At 69.4% G+C, this 12,489-nt stretch carries 6 protein-coding genes; 3 read left to right on the forward strand and 3 right to left on the reverse strand.

The genetic code is table 11. The features are described from left to right. Positions 1–182 precede the first annotated feature (182 nt). Positions 183–905, forward strand: coding sequence for a siderophore-interacting protein (locus tag VZQ01_RS35640; RefSeq protein ID WP_426745873.1), 723 nt, complete (start codon positions 183–185; stop codon positions 903–905). 103 nt (positions 906–1,008) lie between these two features. Further along, positions 1,009–3,750, forward strand: a complete 2,742-nt coding sequence (locus VZQ01_RS35645; protein ID WP_426745874.1) for a bifunctional acetate--CoA ligase family protein/GNAT family N-acetyltransferase — start codon at positions 1,009–1,011, stop codon at positions 3,748–3,750. Positions 3,751–3,780: 30 nt separating this feature from the next. On the opposite strand, the gene VZQ01_RS35650 is transcribed toward VZQ01_RS35645, so the two are convergent. Next, positions 3,781–6,468 (reverse strand): galactose oxidase-like domain-containing protein, encoded by a 2,688-nt coding sequence (locus tag VZQ01_RS35650; protein ID WP_426745875.1) that lies wholly within the window; start codon positions 6,466–6,468, stop codon positions 3,781–3,783. Positions 6,469–6,684: 216 nt separating this feature from the next. Here VZQ01_RS35650 and VZQ01_RS35655 point away from each other — a divergent pair, with 216 nt between their 5' ends. Then, positions 6,685–9,231, forward strand: coding sequence for a DEAD/DEAH box helicase (locus VZQ01_RS35655; protein WP_223751611.1), 2,547 nt, complete (start codon positions 6,685–6,687; stop codon positions 9,229–9,231). 3 nt (positions 9,232–9,234) lie between these two features. Here VZQ01_RS35655 and VZQ01_RS35660 read toward each other — a convergent pair whose 3' ends face one another. Both VZQ01_RS35660 and VZQ01_RS35665 read right to left on the reverse strand, forming a co-directional pair. After that, positions 9,235–9,750: a hypothetical protein gene (locus VZQ01_RS35660; protein ID WP_223751612.1), complete on the reverse strand. Its 516-nt coding sequence runs from the start codon at positions 9,748–9,750 to the stop codon at positions 9,235–9,237. A 364-nt stretch (positions 9,751–10,114) separates the two neighbouring features. After that, positions 10,115–12,466, reverse strand: a complete 2,352-nt coding sequence (locus tag VZQ01_RS35665) for a glycosyltransferase family 39 protein (RefSeq protein ID WP_426745876.1) — start codon at positions 12,464–12,466, stop codon at positions 10,115–10,117. Positions 12,467–12,489 lie beyond the last annotated feature (23 nt).

Consider the following 12,489-nt stretch of genomic DNA (forward strand, 5'->3'; position numbering starts at 1 on the left):
TCAACGTCTCGGCCCTCTCCTTTGGCCGCTTTCAGGGGACCTTCATTGGCCGGTTTTGAGTGACCACTGAGGGTTCTCGACGCTTCACACTTCTTCATCTGAGCGTCATCTCTGTTCATCCGCGAGGCGGCGCGAAGGAGGAGAATGGCCTCTCGGAAAGACGTCGTGCTGGAGAGCGAGTCATGGCTTCGGGGCAGGGAATCATCGGCGGATTGTTGGGGCGGTTGTTCTTCCGGGAGGCGACGGTGGAGCGCGTCCGCGAGGTGTCACCGCACTTCCGCTGGGTGGAGTGGGTGGGGGATGGCCTCCGGGACGTGGCGTGGAGCCCAGGCGACAAGGTGCAGGTCTACCTCGCGGGCGAGGGCATGCGGACCTACACGCCGCTGGGCTGGGACGCGGCGCTGGGGGCCACGCGCTTCCTCGTCTATCTCCATGGTGACGGTCCTGGCGCGGCGTGGGGACGTGCCCTCAAGCCCGGGGACCGCTGCCAGTTCTTCGGGCCACGCGGCTCCATCGACCTGAAGTCCCTGCGTGGCCCCGTGGTGCTCTTCGGCGACGAGACGTCCTTCGCCGTCGCGCACACGCTGCGCAACCTGCGGGCAAGCACGGCCGACGTCGAATACGTCTTCGAGGTCTCCGCGCGCGCCGAGTCGGAGTCCGTGCTCACGGAGCTGGGGCTCACCGGTGCCTCGGTGGTGGAGCGGCAGACCTCGGACGCACACGCGAAGGAGGTGGCCTCGCGGGTGCGCGCGGCGCTGGAACGCCACCCTGGCGCGCAGCTCGTCCTGACCGGGCGTGCCCGCTCCATCCAGGCCCTGCGAGCCACGCTGCGCGACAGCGGCGCGCCCCACGCGGGGCAGAAGGTGAAGGCCTACTGGGCCGACGGCAAGCGCGGCCTCGACTGAGGCCCACAGGGGGCTCCCTTCTCGCCGGGACGGATGACGGGTGCCACACGCTTTTCACGCAAGAGCCTTGCGTGGGGCCCCGCGTCGCGTGAGACACGGACGTATGGACCCGCGTGCCCCAGGCTCCCGGAAGTCGGACCCTTCCTACGACGTGCTGCACCAGCAGCAGCGCACACGTCAGCCCCTGGACGTCCTCTTCAAGCCCCGCAGCGTCGCGGTGGTGGGGGCCAGCGAGCGTCCAGGGAGCGTGGGGCGCACCGTCCTCTGGAACCTCATCAGCAACCCCTTCGGCGGCACCGTCTATCCCATCAATCCCAAGCGCCCCAACGTGCTGGGCATCCGCGCTTGGCCGTCCCTGCGCGCGCTGCCGGAGCCGGTGGACCTGGCCGTCGTCGTCACGCCCGCGGCCGCCGTGCCCGACGTCATCCGTGAATGCGCGGAGGTGGGCGTCCAGGGCGCCATCATCATCTCCGCGGGCTTCAAGGAGACGGGCCCCGAGGGCGCCGCCCTGGAGCAGGAGGTGCTTCAGATTGCCAGGGCCGCCGGCATCCGCATCATCGGCCCCAACTGCCTGGGAGTGATGCGCCCCCCCACGGGCTTCAACGCCACCTTCGCGGGCTCCATGGCCCGGCCGGGCAACGTGGCCTTCATCAGCCAGAGCGGCGCGCTCCTGACGGCCATCCTCGACTGGAGCCTGCGCGAGTCGGTGGGCTTCAGCGCCTTCGTCTCCGTGGGCTCCATGCTGGACGTCGGCTGGGGCGACCTCATCGACTACCTGGCCGATGACCCGATGACGCGCTCCATCCTCATCTACATGGAGTCCATCGGCGACGCGCGAGCCTTCCTCTCGGCCGCGCGCGAGGTCGCGCTCACCAAGCCCATCATCGTCATCAAGGCCGGGCGCACGGCCCAGGCCGCGCAGGCCGCCGCGTCCCACACCGGCACGCTCACGGGCAGCGACGAGGTGCTCACCGCCGCCTTCCGCCGCTCCGGCGTGCTGCGCGTGGAGTCCATCTCCGACCTCTTCTACATGGCGGAGACGCTCGCCCGGCAGCCCAGGCCCGCGGGCCGTCGCCTCACGGTGCTCACCAACGCGGGAGGCCCCGGCGTCCTCGCCACCGATGCGCTCGTGGCCGGCGGAGGCGAGCTGGCGGTGCTCGGGGACGACACGCGCGCCGCGCTGAACACCTTCCTTCCGCCTCAGTGGAGCCACGCCAACCCCGTGGACGTGCTGGGGGACGCGGACCCGGAGCGCTACGCGCGGGCGCTCGAGGTCGCGGGCAAGGACCCGAACAGCGACGGCCTGCTGGTCATCCTCACGCCGCAGGACATGACGGAGCCGACACAGACTGCGGACCGGCTCAAGCCCTACGCGAAGCTCGGGCACAAGCCCGTGCTGGCGAGCTGGATGGGAGGCTCCGAGGTCGCCGCCGGTGAGCGCATCCTCAACGACGCGGGCATCCCCACCTTCGGCTACCCCGACACGGCCGCGCGCATCTTCAATTACATGTGGCGCTACGCGTACAACCTCGCGGGCCTGTACGAGACGCCCACGCTCACCGAGGAGCCCGCCGGGCGTCGCGACGTGGCCCGTGGGCTCGTGGATGCCGCGCGGGCCCAGGGCCGAACGCTGCTGACGGAGTACGAGTCCAAGCAGCTGCTCGCCGCCTACGGCATCCCCACGGTGGAGACGCGGCTCGCCACGACCGAGGACGGCGCGGTGGCCGAGGCCCAGTCCCTGGGCTTCCCCGTCGTGCTCAAGCTCCACTCCTTCTCGGTGACGCACAAGACGGACGTCGGGGGCGTGCGGCTGGACCTGCGGGACGTGGACGCCGTGCGCGCGGCGTTCCGGGGCATCCGAGAGCGACTGGTGGAGCTGGGACAAGGGGACGCCTTCGCGGGAGTGACCGTGCAGCCCATGGTGCGACTCGGCGGCTACGAGCTCATCGTGGGCAGCAGCCTGGACCCGCAGTTCGGCCCGGTGCTGTTGTTCGGCGCGGGCGGGACGCTGGTGGAGGTGTTCAAGGACCGGGCGCTGGGCTTCCCGCCGCTCAACACCACGCTGGCGCGCAGGATGATGGAGCAGACGCGCATCCTCCAGGCGCTCAAGGGCGTGCGCGGGGCGAAGCCCGTGGACCTGGCGGAGCTGGAGCGGCTGCTCGTGCGCTTCGGCCAGCTCGTGGTGGAGCAGCGCTGGGTGAAGGAGGTGGACATCAATCCACTGCTCGCCTCATCGGAGCGACTGCTCGCACTGGACGCGCGCGTGGTGCTGCATCCTTCGTCCGTGACGGAGGCCGAGCTGCCCCGGCTGGTCATCGAGCCGTATCCGCAGCAGTACGTGGCGCCCTTCCGGATGAAGAACGGCGAGGAGCTGATGCTGCGCCCCATCCGCCCCGAGGACGAGCCGGCGATGGCGCGCTTCCACAAGACGCTCTCCGAGCAGACGGTGTTCCTGCGCTACGCGGGGCTGATGCAGCTGAGCACGCGCGTGGCGCACGAGCGCCTGGCGCGCATCTGCTTCAACGACTACGCGCGGGAGCTGGCGCTGGTGGCCGAGCGCAAGGGCGGGGAGCTGTTGGGGGTGGGGCGCCTGACGCGCCTGCGAGGCACCGAGGACGCGGAGTACGCCATCCTCATCAGCGACGAGGTGCAGCACCAGGGGCTGGGGACGGAGATGCTGCGCCGGCTGGTGGAGGTGGGCCGCGCGTGGGGTGTGCGGCGCATCGTCGCGGACATCCTCGCGGGCAACCGGGCCATGCAGAACGTCAGCAAGCAGCTCGGGTTCTCCATCCTGCCGCACGAGGAGCTGGCCCCGGACATGGTCAAAGCGGTGAAGGTGCTCTGAGCCACATCCGGGGCCGGTGACGCCCCGGGTTCAGCGGGCCTCGAGGTCCAGCTCGAGGTCGAACGCGACGTCGCTCGACTCCGCGTTGGCCTGCTTCACCATCACCGCGATGATGTTCTCCCCCTCGACGAAGACGGAGCCGTCGAAGCTGAAGGTGCTGAGGACCGCGTCCTTCACCACGCCGCTGGCGAAGGCGCCGTGCTCCACGCCGTTGTCCATGTAGCGCGAGAAGACGAGCCGCCCGTTCACCCAGACGGCCACGCCGTCATCATGGAGCACCTGGAGGTGCGCGGTGCGGATGGCCTCGTCCAGGGTGAGCTTCTTGCGGAAGTACACGCTGGGCTGCACGGGGTTCGTCTTGGTGAGCACCGTGTGCTCGTCACCGTCGCCATAGCCGAGCCGGCCGGGCCCCTGCCGCCACGCGCTGTCGTTGAAGCCCAGGGAGGTCCACTGCGCGCCAGGGCTCACGTTGCGGTCGTCGAGCTTCCAGTACTCCCCGAAGGCGATGGCCTTGAACCGGGGCGTGGCGGTGATGGTGAACGGCAGGTCCGTCTTGTCCTCGATGTCCGGCCGGGCGCCATCCTGGATGCGCAGCACGCCCTGGGACGTCTCCGTGCGCGGCACCTTCCACTCGTAGAAGCCAATGTTCGACACGCCCGTCTCCACGGTGCTCCAGCTGGCGCCGTTGTCCTGGGAGAACTGCACGTCGACGGTGTCGACGCCCGCGCCGTGGGTCATCCACTGCACCGTCTGCAACTGGCCCGGCCGCAGCGTCTCTCCGCCGTTGGGGCTCTCCAGGAAGAGGGCGTCGTGCTGCATGCCGTCCGTCGTCACCTTCAGCTCCAGGTCAAAGGACAAGTCGCTGGAGGTGGCGTTCGCCTGCTTCACCATGACGGCCAGCGTGTTCTCGCCCATCGCGAAGCGCATGCCGGGGATGGTGGTCTGGCTCAGGTGGTTGTCGGAGCTGGCGCCCTGGGCGTAGGCCGCGTGGGCGGGGTTGGGAATCAGGCTGTTGAACACCTGCGTCCCGTTGAGGAACACCGCCACGCCGTCATCGTGAATCACCTTGAGCGTGGCCTGCTCCACCATGCCGTGCAGGGTGAACTTCTTGCGGAAGTACACCGTCGGCTGCACAGGCGTCGTCTTCGTCAGCACGGTCCGCTCGTCCGCCTCGCCATAGCCGAGCTGCGCCAGGCCCTTCTTCCACGCGCTGTCGTTGAACGTCGCGGTCTTCCACGTCGGGCCCGGGTCGACGTTGCGGTCGTCGTACTTCCACTCGGCGCCGAAGGCCACGGCGGTGAAGCCCGTGTTCGGCGGCGGCTCCGTGGGCGGCGGCGTGGTGCCATCCCCGCCGATGCGGATGATCTTCGCGACGGACGGCACCTTGCGCCCGTTGAGCAGGAACAGCATGTAGTGCCCGGGCGGCGCCACGTTGGGGTTGGGGGGCGCGACGACGTTGAGCCCGCCGCCGCTCGCGGTGAAGCGCAGCTTCATGAAGCGCTGGTTCTCGTCGAACGCGTGTGTGACGGAGCCCAGCCGCACCCAGGACGCCATGGTGATGTTGGCCGCGTCCGGCGTGTTGACGCGGAAGGTCTCCCCATAGCTGATGGCCGCGGGCGCGGAGGAGATGGTGGGACGCGGGCCCTTGAAGAGGTACGGCGGCGAGTAGACCTGCATCGTCTTCACGTTGCGGCTGCCGGCGGACAACAGGCGCCCGTCGGGCAGGAGCACCGTGGTGGAGTGATAGCCGCGATAGGTCCCCAGCGGGGCGAGCAGCGACCAGGTCTCCTTGACCGGGTCCCACAGCTCCGTCTCCAGGCGGGGGTAGTTGGGGTTGTCCGTGCCGGGGCCGCCGTGGCCGCCGGTGACGAGCACCGTCCCGTCCGGGAGCACGGTGCTGTTGTGCTGCCGGCGCACGTAGCGCATGGGGGCGACGGGGCGCCACGCGGGCTTGGTGACGTTGAGGTCCAGCACCTCCACGTTGTTGGTGGGCGGGTTGTCGCCGCCGGTGATGAGCACCTTGCCCTCGTCGTACATCACCGCGCTGCCATAGTTGCGGCTGGCGGTGTAGGTCGTGCGCGGGCCGCTGGTCCACGCGCCCACGCCGTCCGTGTCCAGATAGCGCGAGGGCCTCCAGTAGCCGGACATGAGCGTCTTGCCCGAGGGCATGACGAACATCCACGGGTAGTACATGAGCTCCAGGCTCGCGCCGGTGAGCGTCCGCCAGGAGCCCTTCGACGTCTGCCACACCTGGGGAATGAGGTTCTTGGTGCGGTCCTCCTTGGCGCCACCAATCACCAGCATGTCGCCGTTGGGCAGGGTGGTGACGGTGGGGTACCAGCGGCCCGCGTTCATGTTGGGCAGCCGCGTCCAGGTGAGCTTGAAGGGGTCGAAGATGGCGGCGTACGGCAGGCCCGAGTCATCCGCGATGTGGCCTCCGGCGATGAACAGCCGCCCGTCCGCCATGAAGGCGTGGCCCGAGCAGAAGATGTTGAAGCCCGCCTTGGGCAGGGGGGTGAGCGCGTCGGTGGTGGGGTCCCAGAGGTAGGGATTGTCTCCATCCGCGAACTCGGAGAAGAACATCACCTTCCCGGTGGGAAGCACGTGGGTGTGGACGGCGGAGTAGGGCCACTTCTTGACGGGCGTCCATTGGCCGACGACGGCCGGGTCCGTGGACTGCGCCTGGGCGACCGCGACCGAAACCCAGACGGAAAGCAAGGCGAGACGCCATCGATGGAACATCATGCTGCCCCTTTGTTGGCCGGAGGTCGCGCAACGGTAGGCATGCGCTCGGGCCCCCACATCGTTCCGGCGTGCGTGGCCAATGACGCGCGGTGGACCGTGCCATGGGCCCCTCGTCGTGGCTCGTACGGGGGGGCGCTCCGGGATTTCACAGCGGACGGGAGGCGGGGGCTGCTCTAGAGTCCGGCGGTGATGGCCACCCCTGAATCCCAAGCGCCGCTCGCAGCCCTGCTCCCCAAGAAGGGAGAGCCCGCGCTCGACCCGGACAGCATCCTGGACCGTTTCGTCGGCTATGTCGCATCGAACGGGCTCAGCCTCTACCCCGCCCAGGAGGAAGCCATCCTGGAGCTGCTCGCGGGCAAGCACCTGTTCCTCAAGACGCCCACGGGCTCCGGCAAGTCGCTGGTCGCCACCGCCCTGCACTTCAAGGCCATGGCCGAGGGCAAGGTCTCCTTCTACACGTGCCCCATCAAGGCGCTGGTGAACGAGAAGTTCTTCGCGCTGTGCGACGCCTTCGGCGCGGAGAACGTGGGCATGCTCACCGGCGACGCGAGCATCAACCGCGACGCGCCCATCATCTGCTGCACCGCCGAAATCCTCTCCAACCTCGCGCTGCGAGACGCGGGGGCGAAGGTGGACTACGTCGTCATGGACGAGTTCCACTACTACTCGGACCGCGACCGCGGCGTGGCGTGGCAGATTCCGCTCATCGCGCTGCCGCAGGTGACGTTCCTGTTGATGTCGGCGACGCTGGGCCCCACGCACATCATCGAGGAGAGCCTGCAGCGGCTCACCGGCCGCGAGGTGGCCACGGTGCGAAGCGCGCAGCGCCCGGTGCCGCTGGACTTCGACTACCGCGAGTCCGCGCTGCACGAGACGATTGAAGACCTCATCGCGCGCAAGAAGTACCCCATCTACCTGGTGAACTTCACGCAGCGCGCCGCCGCCGAGCAGGCGCAGAACCTCATGAGCGTGGACTTCTCCACCAAGGAGGAGAAGGAGGCCATCCGGCTGGCGCTGATGGACGCGCCCTTCGACACGCCCTACGGCAAGGACTTCCAGCGCTTCCTGCGCCACGGCATCGGCATGCACCACGCGGGGCTGTTGCCGAAGTACCGGCTCCTGGTGGAGAAGCTGGCGCAGGGCGGGCACCTGAAGGTCATCAGCGGCACGGACACGCTGGGCGTGGGCGTGAACATCCCCATCCGCACGGTGCTCTTCACGCAGCTGTTCAAGTTCAACGGCGAGAAGCTGGCGACCCTGAGCGTGCGCGACTTCCAGCAGATCGCCGGGCGCGCGGGCCGCAAGGGCTTCGACAACGAGGGCAGCGTCGTCGCGCAGGCGCCCGAGTACGTGGTGGAGAACATCAAGCAGGCGGCGAAGGAGGCGGCGGGCAAGAAGAAGGCGCCCAAGCAGAAGCCTCCGCAGAAGAACTTCGTGCAGTACGACAAGAACACCTTCGATCGACTCCAGACGGGCATGCCCGAGCCGCTGGAGTCACGCTTCGCGGTGTCGCACGGCATGATTTTGAACCTGCTCCAGAGCGACCACGTCCGGGGCACGGGGGGCTACCACCGGCTGGTGCAGCTCATCCAGCGCTGCCACGACTCGGACTTCCTGAAGCGCCGGCACCTGAAGGAGGCGGCGCGGGACTTCCGCACGCTGCGCGGCGCGGGAATCGTGGAGGTGCTGCGAGGGGAGGGCGGCTCGGGGGCCTCGGTGAAGGTGGCGCAGGAGCTCCAGCACGACTTCAGCCTCAACCACACGCTGTCGTTGTATCTGCTGGAGACGCTGGAACTGCTGGACCCGACCACGGAGACGTACGCGCTGGACGTGGTGACGCTGGTGGAGTCCATCCTGGAGAACCCGGAGGTGGTGCTCTACGCGCAATTGCACCAGCTCAAGGGCGAGAAGATTCAAGAGATGAAGGCGCAGGGCGTCGAGTACGACGACCGGATGGAGCAGCTGGAGAAGCTGGAGTGGCCCAAGCCGAACCGGGACTTCATCTACGGCACGTTCAACGCCTTCGCGCGCAAGCACCCGTGGGTGGGCGAGGAGAACATCCGCCCCAAGGCGGTGGTGCGGGACATGTTCGAGCGCTTCATGTCCTTCCACGACTACGTACGCGAGTACGGGCTGCAGCGCAGCGAGGGTGTGCTGCTGCGCTACGTCAGCGACGTGTACAAGACGCTGGCGCAGACGGTGCCGGAGCGCTTCCGCACGGAGGAGGTGGAGGACATCATCGACCACCTGCGCGCGACGATTCGTCAGGTGGACTCGAGCCTGGTGGACGAGTGGGAGCGCATGCGCAACCCGGACGCCGTGGTCGAGGCGAAGCCGGCGGTGGAGCTCAAGCCGAAGGAGCTCACCGAGGACCCGCGCGCCTTCGCGGCCCGCGTGCGCGAGGAGCTGCACCGGCTGCTGCGCGCGCTGGGACAGAAGCGCTACACGGACGCGCTGACGCTCTTGGACAACCCGCTGGGCGAGTGGACGGCGCCGAAGCTCGAGCAGGCGATGGTGCCGTACCACGAGGAGCACAAGGTAGTGGTGCTCACGCCGCAGGCGCGCAAGCCGGCGAACACGTTCCTGAAGGAGACGGGCCCCCGGCTCTGGGAGGTGCAGCAGCGCATCATGGACCCCGAGGGACATGGGGACTGGATGATCGACTGCGAGATTGACTTGCGAGATCGGCGGCTGGACGAGGGGGCCATCCTCATCCTGCGGCGCATCGGGCCGTAGGCTTCAGCCCTGGGGGCCGGGCTTCACGGGCTCGGCCTGGGCGTGCTCGGTGGGGACGGGGGTGACCTCGCCGTCACCGAGGACGGACTCCTCGACGTCGAAGTCGCCCTTGCCGTCGGGGACGAGGACCATCTTCCAGTCGAAGGTGGAGAGGATGATGCGGTCGGCGTCGCACTGGACCTCGACCGTGGTGTCCTCGACGGTCCAGGAGCCGACCCACACTGTCGTCTTGTCGATGCACTCGGTGTCGCCGCACTCCTCGGTGGACGCGACCCAGAGGCGGCCCTCGGGCGCGGAGGCGCAGGCGACGGGCTCGACGTGGCGCAGGCGCGGCGGGGCCATCTCGTCGGGGGCGCCGGAGAAGAGCTCCTCGGGCGACGGTGGAGTGAGGCTCGGCTCCAGCGTGGTCATGTCTGGCTGCTCGGTGGGCTCAGCAAGCGTCGTCGACCGCGCGAGCGCCCCGGACGCGGCCAGCGAGCCGCACATCACCGCCACCTTCCACCACCCTGTCGTCCACATGACCTTTCACCCCTGTGCGGCACCGTGGGCCGCGTCGTGTGCACAGGGGTTCTGCAAGGCGCGGACCGGGCCTGAGTGCGGTCGATGGGCCACAGGGGCGTGGCGTGTGCTCACGCGAGGCGGGAGGCCAACGCCGGTCATGGGTGGGATGCCGCGCCATTCGTCTGTGCCGGGGCTGATGCGCCGCTCGTGCACGGCGAGCCCGGTACATGAGGGCGTCATGGCTGGCGCACAGAGTGTACCGGGTGCGGCTGCCGCGCCGCGAAGCCAAGGCGCGTCGCTGACGGTTCAGGAGGCCTGGCGGAGCGAGTTGCTCGCGGAGAGGGCGGGTGCGGCGCCGAGTCACGAAGCCAAGGCGCGTCGCTCACGGTTCAGGGGGCGTGGCGGAGCGAGTAGCTCGCGGAGAGGGCGGTGGCGGAATGGGGATACCGGAAGGTCGGGCCTGGGCCAGTTCCTGGGCGATTCGCGCGAGGTTCTTGTCCTCGGGGGCGAGCTTGCTGGCGCGAGCGGCGAGGTCGCGAGCCAGTTCCAGTCGTCCCGCGCGGAGGTGATGCTCCGTGGCCACGCTCAGCACCCCAGGAGCCTCGGCGGCTTCCGCGAGCGCCATTGCCACGGTGTCCTCGAGCGGACGGGTCGCGAAGTTGTGCCCCGGTAGAAGCTGGAGGGCGCGCGCATAGGCGCGAAGCGCCTCGGCATGGCGACCGAGTCCCGTGAGCGCGGCGGCGCGCAGGTGGTGGGTGACGGCCACGTCGGGAATGGCGGCGAGGACCGCGTCCGCGTCCTGCAGCGCACCGGTGAAGTTCCCCCAACGCAGGCGCGCGAGCCCCCGCGCGTGTCTGGCGCTCAACAGGTCGTGGATGGCGAAGAGCTTCGCGTCCCAGCGGGCTCGCTGTTCCTCCGCATCGGTGGCGAGCGACTCCGTGCCAGCCACCGCGAAGGCGAGGGCGTCCAGCGTGCCGCCTCGTTCATTCAGCGACGCCTCCGCGGCCTTCAACGCGCCGGCGCGGTCGCCACGTGACAACAGGCAATCCGCCACCACCAGGGCGGGGTCCAGCGAGGTGTCATAGAGCGCTCCGCGATAGCCCGCGTCCTGGGCCGCGTGTGCGGCGGGGAGGGCCTGGTCGCAGTGGCCGGCGCGCCGTGCCAGCTCCGAGGCGAAGTAGAGGTCCATGGGTGTCTCCAGGCCCAGCTTCTCCACGGACATCGCTCCCGAGCGCTCGGCGACCACGGGCGATTCGAACGGCACGCCGCGCAGGGGCCTCGCGAGCGCGGTGAACGGATGCGCGGCCTGGAGCTGCTCGAAGGCCTGCGTCGCCTCGTCATACCGGCCCTGCTGGAGCGCGGTGTTGAGCGCCGTGCCCGGACTGCCCACGGCTTCTGTCCGCGCGAGCATCCGCTCCACGTCGCGTACAAAGGGGAAGAACGTGGGCAGCGCGAGACAGAGCGCGAGGCCGACGGTCAGCAGTCCGAGGACCCGGGGCTCGCGCCGTGACTCGAAGGCCATCACCGCGAGCGCGCTCGCGAACAGCGCCCAGGCGGGCAGCGCGGCCAGTCGGTATCGGCTCACCACGTAGAAGCCCACGGCGAGCGCGGTGCTCGCGGCGAGGTAGAGCACGATGAGCCCGACGCTTCGTCGTCGCGCGAGCAGGGCGCCGAGTCCGGCCACGCCGAGCAAGCCCAGGACCTGGGCATCGAGGAGAGGGAGCCCCGCGAGGTGCGCTTCGGCGCGGCGCACCTCGACCAGGTCGTGGCCTTCCGGGCCGAAGAGGAAGAACGCCAGCTTCCGGCCGAACAAGCCGAGGACGGTTGTCGGCTCCTCCAGCGCGAAGTTCAGCGTCTTGCGCATCCAGTACAGCTCGGTGCGGGAGGGGGACAGGTCTTCGCCCGCCTCGGCTCGGGCGAACTGTCGGTAGAGGCTGTGCGCGTGGTCGGGGCGCTCGGGGGAGCGCAGCTGCGCCTCGTACTGCTTGATGAGCGTGGGCGGTTGCGCGCCCAGTCCTGTGCCCTCGGGGCGGTTGCCCATGTGCAGCACGGCGCCCGCGCTCATGGTCGCGCCGAGGTGTGAACCCACGGTCGCGCGGATGATTTGAGCGGGCAGCCAGGATGAGAACATCCCCGTGCCCAGCAACAGCGCTCCGGCGAGCAGGCTCGCGCGTCGTGCCTCGCGGCGACGCTCCCAGAGCATCCAGCCCGTCGCGAGGACGAGGATGGCGAGGCCCGTGGGACGTGTCGCTCCCGAGAGTCCGAGCAGCACGCCCGCGAGGACCAGCCAGTGTTTCTGGAAGTGGGGCCGTGCGTGGGCCAGCAGCGCGAGCGCTCCCAGATTGAGGACCATGACCAGCAGGTCCGGCTCCAGCGTGGCCTCGTAGAGGAGGACAGGCGTCGTCACCGCGACGAGCGTCGCGGCGAGCAGTCCCACGGGGCGCGACAGCAGCCGGGCGCCGAGCACATAGACGGCGATGAGCCCGAGCGCGCCCGCGATGCTCTGGACCCAGCGCAGCGGAGTAGGGGAGAGGGCCACGTTGAGGATGAGGTACAGGGGGCTGAAGTCCGCGCCCTGCTCGGGGAGCATCCGGCCCGACGTCAGCAGCCGCGCGCTGTCGGGGTACTTTGCGAACATGGCCCCGGGTAGGAGGACGAGCCCGAGCGCGACGTGCGCGACGCACAACACCAGCAGGACGATGGGGACAAACCCACGGGGGAGGGGCCGACTCATGCTCACGGAGGGCACCTTACCGG

The organism is Myxococcus faecalis, assembly GCF_050039385.1.
Taxonomy (GTDB): domain Bacteria; phylum Myxococcota; class Myxococcia; order Myxococcales; family Myxococcaceae; genus Myxococcus; species Myxococcus fulvus.